15 protein-coding genes are annotated in these 17,360 nt (G+C 71.4%); 7 read left to right on the forward strand and 8 right to left on the reverse strand.

All coding sequences use genetic code 11. The features are described from left to right. Positions 1 to 37 precede the first annotated feature (37 nt). From AC54T1_RS09425 to AC54T1_RS09435, 3 genes are read right to left on the reverse strand one after another with little or no spacing between them, the layout of a single operon-like run. The gene (locus AC54T1_RS09425) at positions 38 to 880 is read right to left on the reverse strand and encodes a carbohydrate ABC transporter permease (protein WP_484345400.1); all 843 of its coding nucleotides are present in this window, start codon (positions 878 to 880) and stop codon (positions 38 to 40) included. 5 nt (positions 881 to 885) lie between these two features. Continuing rightward, positions 886 to 1,851: a carbohydrate ABC transporter permease gene (locus tag AC54T1_RS09430; protein WP_496911867.1), complete on the reverse strand. Its 966-nt coding sequence runs from the start codon at positions 1,849 to 1,851 to the stop codon at positions 886 to 888. 47 nt (positions 1,852 to 1,898) lie between these two features. Next, positions 1,899 to 3,209: an extracellular solute-binding protein gene (locus AC54T1_RS09435; protein ID WP_496911773.1), complete on the reverse strand. Its 1,311-nt coding sequence runs from the start codon at positions 3,207 to 3,209 to the stop codon at positions 1,899 to 1,901. 154 nt (positions 3,210 to 3,363) lie between these two features. Here AC54T1_RS09435 and AC54T1_RS09440 point away from each other — a divergent pair, with 154 nt between their 5' ends. After that, positions 3,364 to 4,014 (forward strand): carbonic anhydrase, encoded by a 651-nt coding sequence (locus AC54T1_RS09440; protein WP_484345045.1) that lies wholly within the window; start codon positions 3,364 to 3,366, stop codon positions 4,012 to 4,014. A gap of 58 nt (positions 4,015 to 4,072) precedes the next feature. After that, entirely contained in the window at positions 4,073 to 5,494 is a 1,422-nt protein-coding gene (locus AC54T1_RS09445) for a class II fumarate hydratase (protein WP_496911774.1), read from the forward strand. Between the two features lie 55 nt (positions 5,495 to 5,549). On the opposite strand, the gene phoH2 is transcribed toward AC54T1_RS09445, so the two are convergent. Beyond that, positions 5,550 to 6,869 (reverse strand): RNA 5'-3' helicase PhoH2, encoded by a 1,320-nt coding sequence (gene phoH2, locus AC54T1_RS09450; RefSeq protein WP_484345043.1) that lies wholly within the window; start codon positions 6,867 to 6,869, stop codon positions 5,550 to 5,552. 407 nt (positions 6,870 to 7,276) lie between these two features. Between phoH2 and nhaA the strand changes: the two genes are divergently transcribed. Then, complete coding sequence (gene nhaA / locus AC54T1_RS09455) at positions 7,277 to 8,566, forward strand: Na+/H+ antiporter NhaA (RefSeq protein ID WP_496911775.1); 1,290 nt, start codon at positions 7,277 to 7,279, stop codon at positions 8,564 to 8,566. Here nhaA and AC54T1_RS09460 read toward each other — a convergent pair. Then, positions 8,563 to 9,687, reverse strand: a complete 1,125-nt coding sequence (locus AC54T1_RS09460) for a sugar kinase (RefSeq protein WP_496911776.1) — start codon at positions 9,685 to 9,687, stop codon at positions 8,563 to 8,565. The two genes, nhaA and AC54T1_RS09460, sit on opposite strands and share 4 nt — an antisense overlap. Further along, complete coding sequence (eda, locus tag AC54T1_RS09465) at positions 9,684 to 10,331, reverse strand: bifunctional 4-hydroxy-2-oxoglutarate aldolase/2-dehydro-3-deoxy-phosphogluconate aldolase (RefSeq protein WP_484345040.1); 648 nt, start codon at positions 10,329 to 10,331, stop codon at positions 9,684 to 9,686. Before eda ends, AC54T1_RS09460 begins: the two co-directional genes overlap by 4 nt. 112 nt (positions 10,332 to 10,443) lie before the next feature. Here eda and AC54T1_RS09470 point away from each other — a divergent pair, with 112 nt between their 5' ends. Both AC54T1_RS09470 and AC54T1_RS09475 read left to right on the forward strand, forming a co-directional pair. After that, on the forward strand, positions 10,444 to 11,364 hold the full coding sequence (locus tag AC54T1_RS09470) for an IclR family transcriptional regulator (protein ID WP_496911777.1): 921 nt from the start codon (positions 10,444 to 10,446) through the stop codon (positions 11,362 to 11,364). Positions 11,365 to 11,399: 35 nt separating this feature from the next. Continuing rightward, positions 11,400 to 11,783, forward strand: coding sequence for a universal stress protein (locus AC54T1_RS09475; RefSeq protein ID WP_484345038.1), 384 nt, complete (start codon positions 11,400 to 11,402; stop codon positions 11,781 to 11,783). A gap of 42 nt (positions 11,784 to 11,825) precedes the next feature. Here AC54T1_RS09475 and AC54T1_RS09480 read toward each other — a convergent pair whose 3' ends face one another. Further along, a complete protein-coding gene (locus tag AC54T1_RS09480) occupies positions 11,826 to 12,950 on the reverse strand; it encodes a uroporphyrinogen-III synthase (protein WP_484345037.1) in 1,125 nt (374 codons plus the stop codon). A 372-nt stretch (positions 12,951 to 13,322) separates the two neighbouring features. Between AC54T1_RS09480 and moaA the strand changes: the two genes are divergently transcribed. Both moaA and AC54T1_RS09490 read left to right on the forward strand, forming a co-directional pair. Further along, positions 13,323 to 14,420, forward strand: coding sequence for a GTP 3',8-cyclase MoaA (moaA, locus tag AC54T1_RS09485; RefSeq protein WP_484345036.1), 1,098 nt, complete (start codon positions 13,323 to 13,325; stop codon positions 14,418 to 14,420). After that, positions 14,413 to 14,676: a MoaD/ThiS family protein gene (locus AC54T1_RS09490; protein WP_496911778.1), complete on the forward strand. Its 264-nt coding sequence runs from the start codon at positions 14,413 to 14,415 to the stop codon at positions 14,674 to 14,676. Before moaA ends, AC54T1_RS09490 begins: the two co-directional genes overlap by 8 nt. Before the next feature lie 12 nt (positions 14,677 to 14,688). On the opposite strand, the gene AC54T1_RS09495 is transcribed toward AC54T1_RS09490, so the two are convergent. Further along, positions 14,689 to 17,325 (reverse strand): substrate-binding domain-containing protein, encoded by a 2,637-nt coding sequence (locus tag AC54T1_RS09495; RefSeq protein ID WP_496911779.1) that lies wholly within the window; start codon positions 17,323 to 17,325, stop codon positions 14,689 to 14,691. Positions 17,326 to 17,360: the final 35 nt, after the last annotated feature.

A 17,360-nucleotide genomic window follows, 5' to 3' on the forward strand; every position in this document is an offset into this window, starting at 1 on the left:
AGAGACGGTGCGCGGTGGGAGCGGGCTCGCCCGACGGTCATCCCTTGACCGCGCCCTGGGTGAGGCCGGCGACGATCTGCCGCTGGAACAGCAGGACGAGGATGACGACCGGGATGGTCACGACGACGGCGGCCGCGGAGATGGCCCCGGTCGGTTCCTCGAACTGGGACGCTCCCGTGAAGAACGCGAGCGCAGCCGGGACCGGACGGGCTGCCTCGGTCGACGTGAGCGAGATGCCGTACACGAAGTCGTTCCACGCGATGAAGAACGCGATGAGCGCCGTCGTGAAGACCCCCGGTGCGGCGAGGGGGACGATCGCCTTGCGGAACGCCTGCCACGTCGTCGCGCCGTCGACCTGTGCGGCCTGCTCGAGCTCCCAGGGGATCTGCCGGAAGAACGCCGCGAGCGTCCAGATGGAGATGGGGAGCGTGAGCGAGAGGTACGGGATGATGAGGCCGAGCCAGGTGTCGTACAGCCCGATCGTCCGCCAGATGTTGAACAGCGGGGTGACGATCGAGATGACGGGGAAGATCGACACACCCAGCGCGGTGGTGAGGATGAGCTTCTTGCCCGGGAAGTCCAGGCGGGCGATCGCGTACGCGGCGAGCGTCGCGAGGACCACCGCGATGGCGGTGGCGATGAGCGAGATGCCGATGGAGTTGCGCAGCGCCGAGAGGAACAGGTCCTGAGCAGCTCCGTCCGGGGAGAGGATGGCCTCGTAGTTCGTCCCCGACCAGGTCTTCGGCAGGAACGTCCCCGTGTTGAGCTCGCTCGGGAGCTTGAACGAGGTCGCGATGATCGAGGCGAGCGGGAAGAGCGCGTAGAGCAGGACGAGGACCGTGATGACACCCCAGCCGACCTTCTGCTTCGTCGTGAGCATGGTCATCAGCTCTCCCCCCGCGCGCCGGCCAGATCCACCTTGAACAGCTTGATGGCGATCGCGCAGATCCCGATGACGCACAGGAACAGGAGCACGGAGATCGCCGAGCCGAGGCCGATCTCGAGCCGGTTGATCGACGTCTCGTAGGCGAGCAGGGACAGCACCCTCGTCCCGTACGCACCGTCGGTCATGATGAACACGTTGTCGAAGATCCGGAACGCGTCGAGCGCCCGGAAGAGGACCGCGACCATGATCGCCGCCTTCATGTTGGGCAGGATCACCCGCTGGAGCACCTGCCACGACGTCGCGCCGTCGACCTTCGCGGCCTCCTCGAGGTCCCCGGGAACCTGGGCGAGCCCCGCGAGGAGGAGGAGCGAGATGAACGGGGTCGTCTTCCAGATCTCGGAGGCGATGATGACGAAGAGGCTCGTCCCGGTACCCGCGAACCAGTTGAGGTCAGGACCGATCCCCGGCACCCAGTCGAACCACTGGTTGATGAACCCCGAGTTGATGTCGAACGCGTAGAACCACGAGAACGCGGACACGACGGTGATGATCCCGTAGGGCACGAGGATGGCCGTCCGCAGCATCGGGCGGAGCCTGCGCACCGCGCGGTGCATGACGAGGGCGAGGGCGAACCCGAGGATGAGCTCGATGACGACGGTGACGACGGTGATGAGGAGCGTGACGGCGAGCGCCTGCCAGAACGCCGAGTCACTGAGGATCACCACATAGTTGCCGAGCCCGACGAACGTGCGCTCGTCGGGCGCGGTCAGGCGGTAGCTGAAGAGGGACTCGAACATCGCCTGGAGGATCGGGACGAGGGTGACAGCGAGCATGATGAAGAACGCGGGCCCGGCGAGGTACCACCCGAGGCGGATCTCCGCCTTGGCCCGGTCGCTCCGGACGGGCTTCTTCCCCCGCCGCGCACGCCCGCCGGACGAGTCCGACCCTCCCGTGTCCTCGACGATGCGTGGCCCGTCGCCACCTACCGTCCCCGTCGCAGCCGTTGATGCGCTCACAGCAGCTTCTCCCCTCGTAGCACCGCAAGGATGAGATCGGTCGACACCTCGGGGGTGGTGTCAGGGTTCACGGACGAGATCGGGTGCCACGTCTCCTGCAGACCGCTGGACACCTCGTTGTAGTACGGCGTCTGGGGTCGGGGCACCGCGAGCTCGAGGGACTCCCGGATGACGTCGGCCATCGGGTACGTCTCCTGCACCTCGGGGTCGTCGAACGCCTCGACGTTCGACGGCGGGTTGCCGTTCGTCACGAAGTACTGGGCCTGGTTCTCAGGCTGGACGATGCACTGGACCGCGTCGTACGCGAGGTCCACGTGGTCGCTGAACCTGCCGACACCCAGGTTGATGCCGCCGTACGGGGGTGCCGTCTCCTCGCCCTCGTTCGTCTGCGGGTAGAGCGCCCACCCGACGTCGTCGAGCACGGCCTGGTCGAGCGAGCCCGAAGCGACGGCTGTCTGCATGGCGGGCCAGACGAACGGCCAGTTGACCATGAAGGAGCCCGAGTCCCCCTGGAAGACCGTGAGGGACGCGTTCTCGTCGCGTGTCGGGAGGCCCGGGCCGCCGACACCCGTCTCGGCGATCGTCTGGAGGATCGTGGCGGCCTCGACGCCGGCGGCCGACTCGAGCCCCAGCTTGATCTCGTCCGCCGGTGCTTCCGGGTTCTCGACGATCCTCCCACCCGACGAGGCGACGAGGGCGTTGATCCACACCGTCAACGACTCCGCCTTGGCCCCCTGGACACCGAGCACCTTGTCCTCGCTCGCCGTGGCCTCGATGATCTGGTCCCAGGTGACCGGCTGGGTGAGGTCGAGGCCCGCCGCCTCCGCCACGGACGTGCGGTACCACAGGAGCTGCGTGTTGGCCCAGAACGGCGCCGTCACGAGCTCGTCCTTCCACGACGCGCCGTCGAGCGCACCCTGGACGACGCCCTCGGAGACGACCTCCGCCACCTCGGGAGGCATGGGCGCGAGGAAGTCGGCCTCCGCGAACTCCGGGATGAAGGGCGGGTCGAGGCTCATGATGTCGATCGACGCGTCGTTGGCTGCGAGGCGGCGCGCCAGCTGCTGACGCTGCTCCGACGCTTCCTTCGGCAGCCCCGCGACCTCGATCACGTACTCCCCGTCGGCCTCCTCGGTGCACAGGGCGGCGATGTCCGCCTGCCCCCCGGCGTCGGGGTTCGTGTACCAGGTGAGCGTCGGAGGGCCGCCGTCGTCGCCGCCGCCGCCGCACGCGGCGAGCGACAACGCGACCACAGCTGCGGCGACAGCGGACACAGAACTCGAGCGACGGTCCACGGGTCTCTCCATCACTGCTCATCCAGGTACCGCACATCGTGGACACCTGGGCGAGCCGGGTTGAATGATGCCTACATTCAGGGATACACGAGGTTGGTCCGGCGCGCCCGACGAGAGACGAGCCCGCGCGACCTCAGCACCGATACCCGCACAGATTGGACCGCACATGCCGCACGCGATCACGCCCGCCGAAGCCTGGAGGGACCTGCGCGCCGGGAACACCCGGTTCGTCGAGGACGCCATGCTGCACCCGTCCCAGGGCTTCGACCGTCGCGCTGAGCTCAAGGTCGCCCAGCACCCGTTCGCGGTGGTGTTCGGCTGCTCGGACTCCCGCGTCGCGGCGGAGATCATCTTCGACCAGGGTCTCGGCGACGTCTTCGTCGTACGTACCGCGGGCCACGTCCTCGACACCACGGTCATCGGTTCCATCGAGTACGGCGTGAACGTCCTCGGCACCCCCCTCGTCGTCGTCCTCGGGCACGACTCGTGCGGCGCCGTCGCCGCTGCGGCCCACGCCCTGACGACAGGGGAGCAGCCCCCCGGGTTCGTCCGTGCCGTCGTCGACCGCGTCATCCCGTCCATCGTCAACATCACCGCCAAGAACGGCGGGGGCCTGGTGTCGGTGGAGCCGGACGTCCTGCGGCGGGAGCACGTGCGCAACTCCGTGTCGATGCTGCACGCCTACTCGGCAGGTGTCGCTACGGCTGTCGCCGAGGGCCGGTGCGCGATCGTCGGTGTGGAGTACGACCTGTCGGACGGCAACGCCCGGCTCGTCGAGGTCATCGGGGACATCGGCGACGTCCAGCCCGACGTGTGACCACGCCCGCCCGAGGTCCGGCTCGAACCGGACCTCGGGCGTGGGGCACGATGGGCTCATGACCTCCACACCTGAGACAGACAGCACGGGCGAGTACCGGATCGAGCACGACACGATGGGTGACGTGCGCGTCCCGGTCGCGGCCCTCTACCGCGCGCAGACCCAGCGCGCCGTCGAGAACTTCCCCATCTCCGGCACCCCCCTCGAACGCAGCCACATCGAGGCGCTCGCCCGCGTGAAGAAAGCCGCAGCGCGCGCCAACGCCGAGCTCGGGGTGCTCGACGCCGACATCGCGGACGCGATCGTCGCCGCCGCTGACGCCGTCGCGGCCGGCGGCTACGACGAGCACTTCCCCGTCGACGTCTTCCAGACGGGGTCGGGCACGTCGTCGAACATGAACACCAACGAGGTCCTCGCGACCCTCGCGACGCGCTCCCTCGGACGCGACGTGCACCCGAACGACCACGTCAACGCGTCGCAGTCGTCCAACGACGTCTTCCCGACCTCGGTGCACCTCGCGGCGACCTCCGGTGTCGTCACCCGGCTCGTCCCCGCGCTCGAGCACCTCGCCGCCGCGCTCGAGTCGAAGTCCGAGGAGTTCGCCGGGGTCGTCAAGGCGGGTCGGACGCACCTCATGGATGCGACGCCCGTGACGCTCGGCCAGGAGTTCGGTGGCTACGCCGCCGCGGTGCGCTACGGCATCGAGCGCCTGCAGACCGCTCTGCCTCGCGCGGCGGAGGTGCCCCTCGGCGGGACGGCCGTCGGTACCGGGATCAACACCCCCGCCGGGTTCCCCCAGCGCGTCATCGCGCTGCTCGTCGAGGACACCGGGCTGCCGCTCACCGAGGCTCGTGACCACTTCGAGGCACAGTCCTCCCGGGACGGGCTCGTCGAGCTCTCCGGCGCGCTGCGCACCATCGCCGTGTCCCTGACGAAGATCTGCAACGACCTGCGCTGGATGGGATCGGGACCGAACACCGGCCTCGGCGAGATCGCGATCCCCGACCTCCAGCCCGGGTCGTCGATCATGCCGGGCAAGGTCAACCCCGTCATCCCGGAGGCCGTCCTCATGGTCGCCGCCCGCGTCATCGGCAACGACGCGACCGTGGCCTGGGCGGGCGCGAGCGGCTCCTTCGAGCTCAACGTCCAGATCCCCGTCATCGCGCTCGGCGTGCTCGAGTCGATCCGCCTGCTCGCGAACGCGAGCGTCGCGCTCGCGGACAAGACGGTCGCGGGCATCACCGCCAACGTCGAGCGCGCGCGCTCTCTCGCCGAGTCGTCGCCGTCGATCGTCACGCCGCTCAACCGTGTCATCGGTTACGAGGCCGCTGCCAAGGTCGCGAAGCACTCGGTCGCGCAGGGCCTCACCGTGCGTGAGGCCGTCATCGACCTCGGGTTCGTCGAGCGTGGCGACATCACCGAGGCGCAGCTGGACACGGCACTGGACGTCCTGTCCATGACGCGGCCGCCGCAGGCCTGAGGCGGTCGGCGCGCGGACCTGCCCGCCCGTCGAGGGCGGGCAGGTCCGCGCGCGGTCACACCTCGACGCTCTCGAGCATCTCCGTGACGAGTGCCGCGACCGGGGACCGCTCCGAGCGCGTGAGGGTCACGTGCGCGAACAGCGGGTGCCCCTTGAGCGCCTCGATGACGGCCGCGACGCCGTCGTGGCGCCCCACCCGCAGGTTGTCCCGCTGCGCGACGTCGTGGGTGAGGACCACGCGTGACGACTGACCGATCCGGGACAGGACCGTGAGCAGGACGTTGCGCTCGAGCGACTGCGCCTCGTCGACGATGACGAACGCGTCGTGCAACGAACGTCCGCGGATGTGCGTGAGCGGAAGGACCTCGAGGATCTCCCGCGCGAGCACCTCCTCAAGGACCTCCGTGCTCACGAGGGCACCGAGCGTGTCGAACACCGCCTGCGCCCAGGGGTTCATCTTCTCGGCCTCGGAGCCCGGCAGGTACCCCAGCTCCTGACCCCCGACCGCATACAGGGGTCGGAAGACCATGATCTTGCGGTGCTTGCGCCGCTCGAGCACCGCCTCGAGGCCCGCGCACAGGGCGAGTGCGGACTTTCCCGTCCCGGCCCGTCCGCCCATCGACACGATGCCGATGGAGTCGTCGAGCAGGAGGTCGATGGCGACGCGCTGCTCCGCGGACCGCCCGTGCACGCCGAACACGTCCTGGTCCCCCCGGACGAGCTGCACGCGCTTGTCCGCCGTGACACGTCCGAGCGCCGAGCCCCGGGGCGACTGCAGCACCATCCCTTCGTGGCAGTACAGCGCCCCGGCGGCTTCGACCGCCGCGGGGTCGAGCGCCGCGAGCTCGACGGACTCGTTCTCCCACAGGGACGTCATCTCGTGCTCGACCAGGGTGAGCTCCCCCATGCCCGTCCACCCGGAGTCGACCGCCAGCTCGGCGCGGTACTCCTCAGCGCGCAGGCCGACGGCTGAGGCCTTCACCCGCATCGGCAGGTCCTTCGAGACGACGGTCACCGTGGCGCCCCCGTGCGCGAGGTTCGCGGCGACCGCGAGGATCCGCGTGTCGTTGTCCCCGAGCCGGAACCCGTCGGGCAGGACGGCCGGATCGGTGTGGTTGAGCTCGACGCGCAAGGTCCCGCCGGCCGTGCCGACCGGGAGCGGCGCGTCGAGCCCGCCGTGCTTGATCCGCAGGTCGTCGAGCATCCGCAGCGCACTGCGCGCGAAGTACCCGAGCTCGGGGTGGTGGCGCTTGCCCTCCAGCTCCGTGATCACCACGATCGGGACGACCACGTCGTGCTCCGCGAACCGCACGAGAGCCCTGGGGTCCGAGAGCAGGACCGAGGTGTCGAGCACGAACGTCCTACGAGTGTCCACAGCGGACTCCCTCCGGCGCTGGCGCGCCACGATGCTCGGTGCCCGCACGACGTCGCGGGCACCGGGCGGGTGGGTGGGTCGGTCGACCGGTCCGCAGGGGACCGGGGCCGGCCCCCCTGCTCGGAGCGAGAACTCCATGCACGCGGCCTCCCGGGAGCAGCGGATGCTGCCCACACCTGAAAAGTACGCTCGTGTGGTTCTCCGGCATACCCCCCGGAACGGACGAACCTCGATCATCACGCGATGGTGACCGTGAGCGCGTGTTCCACGGACGCGGCGCGGGGTGCACGCGGCCGGGCTCCCGCGCGGCGCGCGCGGTCGAGGTGCACCCGCGTAAAATTGCCCGTGGCGTGCCGGGACGTCTGTTCGACGGCGAGTCCGCCGACCTCTGCGAGCACCGGAGAACCATGACCTCGAGCACGCCCGACCGGCCCTCTGCCCTCGTGCAGTCCTGGCGCCAGCGGACCCGCTCCTGGCTGGCGCTCGAGACCACCGGTGGGGCACTGCTCATCGCCGCGGCCGTGCTCGCGCTCGCGTGGGCCAACTCGCCGTGGCGGGAGGCGTACCAGGACCTCGCGACGACCACCGTGGGACCTGCCTCGCTGCATCTCGACCTCCCCCTCGCCACCTGGGCGGCCGACGGGCTGCTCGCGATCTTCTTCTTCGTCGTCGGGCTCGAGCTCAAGCACGAGTTCGTGGACGGGTCGTTGCGCAGACCCAAGCAGGCGGGCGTGCCGATCCTCGCTGCCGTCGGCGGGATGGCCGTGCCCGCTCTCATCTTCGTCCTCGTCGTCCACCTCACCGGTGACACGACGGCACGCGGCGGCTGGGCCATCCCCACGGCGACCGACATCGCCTTCGCCCTCGCCGTCCTCGCCGTCTTCGGGCGCGGGCTTCCTGCGGCGATCCGCACGTTCCTGCTCACTCTCGCGGTCGTCGACGACCTCCTCGCGATCGTCGTCATCGCCGTCTTCTACACGGCTGCGCTCGACCTGCTGCCCCTGGGGCTCGCTGTCGTGGGGCTCGTGCTGTTCCGGTTCCTCGTCACACGACAGAAGGTGCGGGTCTGGGCGCTGCTCCCGCTGGCGGTCGTCATCTGGGGACTCGTGCACGCGTCGGGCATCCACGCGACCGTCTCAGGTGTCGCGATGGGCTTCCTCGTGCCGGCGCTCGCGGTGCACGGCGAGAAGCAGCCACGCACGACGACGATGGACCACGCCTGGGCCCCGTGGTCGGCAGGCGTGGCGCTGCCGGTGTTCGCCTTCTTCGCCGCGGGCGTGTCCCTCGTGGACGACGGGATCGTCGAGGTCTTCAGCCAGGGCGTCGCGCTCGGGATCGTCGCGGGCCTCGTCGTGGGCAAGCTCGTCGGTGTCCTCGGCACGACGTGGTTGCTCACCCGCCTCACGCCGCTGCGCCTCGCCCAGGGCATCGGGCTGCGGGACCTCCTGCCCGTCGGCCTGCTGGCCGGGATCGGGTTCACGGTCTCCCTGCTCATCGCCGAGCTGTCCTTCTCCGAGGAGTCGATCCACGGTCATGGCGCGAAGGCCGCGATCCTCCTCGCTTCCGTCATCTCGGCCGTGCTCGCCGCTGTCGCGCTGCGGCACGACGTCCGTCGCGCCCGCAGCGACGACATGAACGACGACGGGATCCCCGACGAGGTCACGGAGCACATCGGGGACCCTCGCCCCGGGTCCTAGCGCTGGACGCGCGCGCCGCCACCGGACGCCAGCTTGCGGACCTCGGCGAGGCTCGCTGTCGAGGTGTCCCCCGGCGTCGTCATCGCGAGCGCACCGTGGGCGGCGCCGTACTCCACCGCGGTCGCGAGGTCGTCGAGCTCCATGAGTCCGTAGACGAGACCGGACGCGAACGAGTCACCGCCGCCCACCCGGTCGAGGATCTCGAGGTCGCGGCGGTGCGTGGCCTGCGCGAAGCCCTCCGCGCGGCTCCACGCGATCGCGCCCCAGTCGTTGCGACTCGCGCTGCGGACCTCCCGCAGCGTCGTCGCGACGACCTGGAAGTTCGGGTACTGCGCGGCTGCCGTCTCGATCATCGACCGGAACGCCGCGGTGTCGAGGTCGGTGAGGGACGCGTCGACGCCCTCGACCTCGAGCCCGAGGCTCGCCGTGAAGTCCTCCTCGTTGCCGATCATCACGTCGACGTGCTGCGCCAGCCGCCGGTTGACCTCCTGCGCGCGCGCCTCGCCGCCGATGCCGCTCCACAGGGACGGGCGGTAGTTGAGGTCGTACGAGACGACGGTTCCGTGTGCGCGCGCGGACCGCATCGCTGCCTCGGCGACGTCCGCCGAGGACTCCGAGAGCGCGGCGAAGATCCCCCCGGTGTGCAGCCAGCGCACGCCGCGACGCCCGAAGAGGTCGTCCCAGTCGACGTCGTCGGGCTGCATGGCGGCGACCGCCGTGTTCCCGCGGTCCGAGACACCCACCGCCCCACGGACGCCGTAGCCGCGCTCGGTGAAGTTCAGCCCGTTGCGGACCGTGCGGCCGATCCCGTCGTACGGGACCCAGCGGACCAGGTCGGTGGCGAGCCCGCCGGCGAGGATGAAGTCCTCCACCAGGCGCCCGATCTCGTTGTCCGCGAGCGCTGTGACGATCGCGCCGCGCAGACCGAAGCACCGGCGCAGGCCGCGTGCCACGTTGTACTCCCCGCCGCCCTCCCAGACGTCGAAGCTCCGCGCCGTCTTGATCCTCCGTTCGCCGGGGTCGAGGCGGAGCATGACCTCACCGAGGGCCACGACGTCGAGCTCGCACTCGGCAGCCGGGCGGGTGGCCACCGAGCGGCCCGGGATGCTGGGGGTGCTCATGCCGCTGCTCCGTCCTGTGCGGCGAGGCGGACTGCGGCGGCTGCCCGGCGGGTGATCTCGGACCAGTCGCCAGCCTCGATGAGGGCGCGCTCGACCATCCACGACCCGCCCACAGCGAGGACGGACGGGAGAGCGAGGTAGTCCGCCGCCGTGCTGGCCGTGATTCCTCCGGTGGGCACGAACCGCACGTCACCGAACGGCGCGGAGAAGGCCTTCACGGCAGCCGGGCCACCGAGGGTGGCGGCCGGGAAGAGCTTGACGGTCGTCAGCCCGAGAGCCTGGGCATGCATGATCTCCGACGGTGTGGCGACGCCGGGAAGGATGGGCAGGTCGGCGTCGTGGGCCCGGCGGACGATATCGGCATCGGTGCCCGGCGAGACGAGGAACTGCGCGCCGGCGGCGGCCGCGGAGTCCACCTGGTCGGGGCGGACGACCGTGCCCGCCCCGACGACGAGCCCGGGCACCTGGGCGAGCGCAGCGAGGGCGTCCTGGGCTGCTGCGGTCCGATAGGTGATCTCGATGACGTCGAGGCCACCGGCGAGAAGGGCCTCGCCGAGCGGGACGGCATCGGCAGGGTCGTCGATGACGACCACGGGGACGATCTGTGTGGCGGCGAGCGCCGTGACGAGCTGGTCGGAGTTCATGTGTGACCCTTCTTAGCGACCCTGCTAAGTTTCGTATCAGCAAACGACTATTGGTGATGACGAAATGACCCTACCAAGCGGACACTCCACCCGCTCCACCAGGAGATCGACGATGACCGAGCAGGCCGGCGGTGCCACAGCCCCCACGGACTCCCCCGGGGCCGCATCTGCGGGATCAGCACAGCGGTCCCCGATGGGCAGCGTCGACAAGGCGCTCCTCGCCCTCGTCGAGCTCGCCGCCGCAGGTGTCACAGGCCTGGCCCTCGCAGACCTGTCCGCCAGGCTCGGGCTCAACAAGACCTCGCTCCACCGCACCCTCGCAGCACTGAGGTTCCGCGGGTTCGTCGACCAGGACGCGCGGACCGGACGCTACGTGCTCGGCGTCGGTGCCGCGGCACTCGCCGCTGCCTTCTTCTCCGACGAGAACCTGCCTGCCCTGCTCCGGCCGTGGCTCCTGGAGCTGTGTGCACGCACCAACGAGCTCATCCACCTCGGTGTGCTCACAGGTGCCGAGGTGCTGTACCTCGACAAGGTCGAGCCCGTCAGGCCGGTCCGCGTGTGGTCGTCCGTGGGAGCCCGCCGCTCCGCGTCGACGACGGCGCTCGGCCGCGCGATCCTCGCGCACAGCGCCCCGGGCCGCACGCACACCTCGTGGTACGCCGGTCCCCACCTCACCGAGGACCAGCTCGTGACGATCCTCGACGACGCATCCGCACGGGGGTACGCGGTCGAGGACGAGGAGAACGAGGTCGGCATCAGCTGTCTCGCCGTCCCGCTCCTGCGTCACGGAAGCCCGGTGGCCGCGATCAGCGTCACGGCCCCCGCGGAGCGGATGACCCCGGAACGCCACGTCGAGCTCGTCGCCACGGTCGTGGCGACGGCGCCGGCCCTGCTGCCCGCAGGCCTCACGCTCCCAGGACCCCTGGGGCGAGGAACGCAGCACCTCCCGGCTCACGGCCCCGGGACGCCTGTGCGCCCCAGGGCAGCTCGTGGCCCTAGGCTGGGCACCGGACGACGCGCGGACGAGACCTGACGTCCGGCAGGCAACTGGCGAGGAATGGGTGCAGCATGACGGTACTTGTGGCCTACAACGAATCCCCTCAGGGCGAGGCGGCGTTCGCCGCCGCCGTCGAGGAGGCGACCCGGCGTAGCACCACGCTCACCGTCCTGGTCCTCACCCCCCAGCCCGACGACGCACCCGTCCCTACGCACCTCACCCACCTGCTGCAGACGCTCGGCGGGGGCATGCGGGACGTCGAGGTGGCGTTCCGCAGCGACCGGATCGACGTGGCGGACGCGATCCTCGACCACGCGGAGAAGGTCGACGCCGAGATGATCGTCATGGGTTCCCGCAAGCGGTCTCCGGTCGGCAAGTTCCTGCTCGGCAGCACCACGCAGCGCGTCCTGCTCGACGCCGCCGTACCCGTGCTCGTCGTCAAGGCCACCCGCTAGCGACCGCCCCGCGGTCACCGCTCGGCGGTCACCGCTCGGCGGTCACCGCTCGGCGGCGAGGACCAGCCGGTACCCGCGCTTGACGACCGTCCGGATCGCGGTCCGGTCACCGATCGCGTCACGCAGGCGGGCGATCGCGACGTCAGCGGCGTGCGAGTCCTGGGACGCCCCCGGCAGCGCACGGAGCACGTCGGCACGCTGGACGACCCCGCCGCCCGCGGCGACCAGCACCCGCATCACCTCGACCCCGCCCCGGGCCAGCGGGACGACCGCCTCGTCGAGCACCACGGACGTCGCACGGACCTGAAGCACCCCCGCGACCGTGCGCAACGCGTGCTCCCCGAGCGCGGCGTAGTGGGCGACCATCGCGCGGACGAGGCTCCCGAGGCGTCCGCGGTCGGGCACGAGCGGCTCGATCCCCGCGTCCCGGAGCGGCTTCGCCGTGATGGGCCCGACGGCGACCGCGAGCAGCGTGCCGGCTTCGACCCGCTCGCAGATCTCCGGAAGCACGCCCTCGTCCCGCGCGACGTCCAACCAGGCGGCCGCCCCCGGCGCGGACGTGAACACGAAGGCGTCGAGCTCGCCGCTCGCGGTCGCCCGCACCGACGCGCGCAGCGCGGCGGGGTCCGGGGGCGGCCCCCACCGGTACACGACGAGGCTCTGCACGGTAGCGCCGGCATCCCGGAACATCTGGTCGAGACCGTCCGAACCAGCACCGTGGTGCTGGATCGCGAGGTGCAGCCCGTCGACCCCCTCACCGAGCAGGTAGTCGGCGACCTCGGCGGACGTCTCGGACTCCGCGACCCAGTCCGTCTGCAGTCCCACCTGCTGCACGGCGCCGCGGGCCTTGGGGCCGCGCGCGACGATCCGCGCGCGCGAGAGGACCGCGTGCAGGTCACCAGCGAGGCCGACCGCGTCCGCCGCCTCCATCCAGGCGCGGAACCCGATGCCCGTCGTGGCCACGACGACGTCCGGCGGGCACGCGATCACGGCTCGGGTGTCGGCGATGAGCTGCTCGTCGTCGTGGTTGGGGACCATGCTCAGCGCGGGGGCGTACTGCGGCACCGCCCCGCGGCGCGCGAGGGCCGCGCCGAGCTCGGCCGAGCGGCGGTCGGCGGTGATGAGGACGGCGCACCCGGCCATGGGCTGCCCGACATGTGCGTTCATGGGCTCACTCTCGTCTGGGGGACCGTGTCCGGGGCTGCGCCGAGGAGCCCGGTCTCGACGACACCACCGATGCCAGACCGGAACCTGTCCTCGGTCGGCAGCGACTGGGGCAACCCTACCGACCGCCGACCGGGTCTCCGCACGTCGTGGTCGCTCGCCATGTCACCCCGTCCCCGTCCACCCGCGGGCCCCCGCGACGGGCGGCGATGGCACCCGTCCGCCCAGGCTACGAACCGGACGTTTCGCGACCGTTGGTGCCGTGTTTCGGCAGTGCGTCGCGTCCCTCACACGTCGATGCGGTGCGCTGAGAGGTCTCCGCACGGCGCCCGCACCCGTCGGCGCGGCACCAGCGACGGCTGTAGCATCGGCACGATGACGACAGTCGCTCTCGGGATGCCCGCTCCCCTGCGGCCCCGCGCGGCGCAGGAGGCGCCGCGCCCAGCCAGCAGCGCGCTCGTCGACAGGTTCGGTCGGGTCGCCACAGACCTGCGGGTCTCGGTCACCGAGAAGTGCTCACTGCGCTGCACGTACTGCATGCCTGCCGAGGGGCTGCCGGCGATCACCCGCTCGAGCCTCCTCACCCCGCTGGAGATCGCCCGCCTCGTCGGTCTCGCCGTCAACCGGCTCGGTGTCCGCGAGGTGCGTTTCACCGGCGGCGAGCCCCTCATGCGCCACGACCTGCACCACATCGTCGCAGCAGCCAGGGAGGCGGCGCCCGGCGCCCCGCTCGCCATGACGACGAACGCCATCGGACTCGACAAGCGGATCACCGCCCTCGTCGGCGCGGGCCTCACCCGGGTCAACATCTCCCTCGACAGCATCGACCGCGCACACTTCGCCGAGCTCACCCGCCGGGACCGCCTGCCCGACGTCCTCGCGGGGATCGCCGCTGCCCACGCGGCGCTCGGCCCCGTGAAGATCAACGCCGTACTCATGCGCGAGACCCTTGCAGGCGCCGCCGACCTGCTCGCCTGGGCGCTCGACCACGGCTGCAGCCTGCGGTTCATCGAGCAGATGCCCCTCGATGCCGACCAACGCTGGTCCCGCCAGACGCTCGTCCCCGCCCAGGAGCTCCTTGACGCGCTCGCTGGACGATTCACCCTCACCCCCGCCGGGCGCGACGACCCGGCCTCCCCCGCCGAGGACTGGGTGGTCGACGGCGGCCCGGGACGCGTGGGGATCATCGCCTCCGTCACGCGATCCTTCTGCGGGGCCTGCGACCGCACCCGCCTCACGGCCGAGGGGACCGTGCGCTCGTGCCTGTTCTCCGACACCGAGACCGACCTGCGTGCACTGCTGCGTGGCGGAGGCTCGGACGACGACATCGTCGCCGCCTGGCAGGGCGCGATGTGGGCCAAGCCCTTCGCGCACGGCCTCGATGCACCCGACGGCGGCGTCCCGACCCCGGCACTCGCCCGGACGCAGACCTTCGCGACCTCGGCGCGGAGCATGGGAGCCATCGGTGGGTGACGACGTGCGGTCCCCCGTGCACGTCGCGTACTACGCCGCGGCCGCCGAGGCAGCGGGCCGCACGGGCGAGTCCCTCCTCCTGCCGGTCGGCGCGACCGTCGCCGACCTCAAGGCGCTGCTCGTCGAGAGGTACGGCACGCGGATGGAACGCGTGGTCGCGTGCGCGTCGTTCCTCGCAGACGGCACCGTCACCCGGGACGACGCGCACGAGCTGGGTGCCGGGATCGACGTCCTCCCGCCGTTCGCGGGCGGCTGACCGCCCGCGCCGTCACGCGTCGCTCGACACGACGCCGACCGTCGTGGCCAGGGCCTGGCGGAACGCATGCTCGGCGTCGGCGACGTCGCGGAGGCTCGCGACGAGCCCCACCAGCGCACGCTCGCGCACACGATCGTGCAGCCGGTCGACGCGTTCGCGGGCGTCGACCGCGGTGACACCGTCGAGCAGGACGGCGATCTCGGTCGCGGCGCGCAGCGTCGCGCAGTCTCCCGGACCGGTCGCCCGGAGCACGGCATCGACGACCCCCGTGACGTCCGGAGGCACACTCCCCTCGTCGGCCCCGGAGAACCGCAGGACGACGAGGGCGCAGTCGTAGCCCGAGAGGCGGTGCGCTCGCTCGACAGCCCTGTCCAGCCGGTCGCGGAAGATCTCGGACGCGACGAGACCCACCATGCCGCTCTGCCTGGCGAAGTCACGCATCGACAGCTCCAAGCACCGGGCGTCCGAGAGGTCCGTGAGCGCACCCACGAGGCGTGAAGGGCTCCCCGCTTCGTTGACCACGGTCACCGCGCGGCACAGCATCCACCGGTAGGTGCCGTCCCCCGCGAGGACGCGGTGCTCGAGGGCCAGCGGTTCCTCCACCCCGGAGAGCTGCGCGGCGATCGCGGTCGCCAGCTCGTCGCGGTCGTCCGGGTGCACGCGGTCCGTCCACTCCTCGAGGGACGACCCGATCTCGGACTCCGCATACCCGAGCGCACTCTTCCACCGGGGCGAGAAGTACACCGAGCCGGTCAGCACGTCCCAGTCCCACATCCCGTCGTACAGCGCCGCCGACGCGAGCGCGTACCGCTCCTCGCTGGCCTGCACCGCCTCGGCGAGTGCGCGCTCCCGCTCCGCCGCGACCTGCAGAGCCTCCCGCTGCTCACGCAGCGAGGCGAGCATGGTCTCCTGGTCGAGTGCTACCGCGAGCATCGCGGCCCACTGGTTGTACTTGTCGCGCGGGCTCGTCGACCGGGTGTCGACAGGGCCGCCGATGCTCAGGTACCCGCGGTCGCTGCCGGCGAACGTCACGGGGATGACGAAGATGACGTCCGTGCGGCCACCACCGGGCGACCGGGTGAGCGCCGCCGGTGGAAAGTCCCTCATCGCGACCGTCGTCCCCACGAGCCTGCCGCCGGCAGCGCCGACGTCACGTGTCCCGACGATCTCCAGCTGTCGGTCCCCCTCCGGGGTACGACGACCGGTCCAGAGCGCCAACGATGCGGGACCGCGGTGCGACGCCGGCAGCCAGCCGAGCGTCCGGGGGCTCGCGTCGTCGGACCGCATGAGTGCGAGGTCGATCTCGTACTGGCTCACGAGGGTGCGCTCGAGATGGCCCGAGCGTGCCAGCAGAGCGCGGGAGCAGCCCTTCGTCAGGGCCACGGCCATACCCGTCGCGGCCGTCCGCAGCGCACGCGCATGCGCAGGGGACCCCACGCCCTGCCCCGCCTCGATCTCGAGCGCTCGCAGCGCGACGAGCAGCTGCTCGAGCGCTTCAGGGTGGGGGTGCAGCGCCGTCGTCGTGTCGGCGACGCGGCTGAGCGCGGCACTCGTCGGGACGACAGCCCGTTCCGCGGCTGCGACGAGCACCTCGACGACGCCCCGGAGCCACGCCCCGATGCTCGCCTGCGTCTCGCGCTCGAGCCCCGGCAGGCCTGGCAGGACAGCACGTGCCACCTCGCCCAGGTGAGCGGCCGCCGACGGGGCGCCTGGCGGGGCGACGCCCTCGAGCAGCACCCCCGCACGGGAGGTGTCGACGCATCCGCACGACTCCCGGGTGACGAAGGTCGTCTCCGACAGGTGAGCACCGGAGCCCACGTCCTCACCCTCCAGACGGGCGAGCAGGAGGCTCGCTGCGAGCTCTCCGACCCGGTCGTGGTGCGGGTCGACGCTCGACAGACGCGGTCGCGCACGCGCACCCGCCTCGATGCGGTCGAACCCGATGACAGCGTGGTCGGCGGGCAACGACAACCCCTCAGCCCTGAGTCCACGGATGAACCCCAGGGCGTTGCGGTCGGTCGCGGCGATCGTCGCGGTCGTGGGAAAACCGCGGGCGCGGAGCGTCGCCACGGCCGCGGAACCGCTCGCCTCCTGGTTGTCGGCCGTGATGACGACCCAGTCCTCGGCGGGGTCGATCCCGTTCGCGACGAGCGCCGAGCGGTAGGCCTCGTACCTCTCCCGGATGTCCAGCTGCTCCGGGCTGCCGACGAAGCTGATGCGGGTGTGCCCGTGCCCGAGGAGGTGCTCGACCGCCGCCCGGACACCACCCCGGTTGTCGGGTGTGACGACCGGGGCGCGCAGGCCGGCCTCCTGCTCGCTGACGACGACGAGCGGCTTTCCCGAGGCATCGAGCTCGCGCAGGGTGTCCCGGTCGACGGCGGACGTGATGACGATGACGCCGTCCACCGCGTCGAGCCCGACCGTCGCGTCGTAGCGCGGGAGGTTCGGGAAGAGCTCGCGGTCGATGTCGGCCGCGTAGGTCTGCACAGCGACGACCTGGTGACCGCCGGAGCGCAGCGACCGCCCGACGCCCGCCAGGATCTTTCCGAAGTAGAAACCACCGACGACCGGCGAGAGGACGCCGACGGTGAAAGGCCCGGACCGCGCCCTCGGCGGGCTGCTCCCCGCGTGCATCGGCAGTGGTGTCATGGTGACCCAGCCTGGCCCTTCGTCGGGTCGAGGAG

The sequence above is a fragment of the Sanguibacter sp. Z41_6 genome (assembly GCF_059621145.1).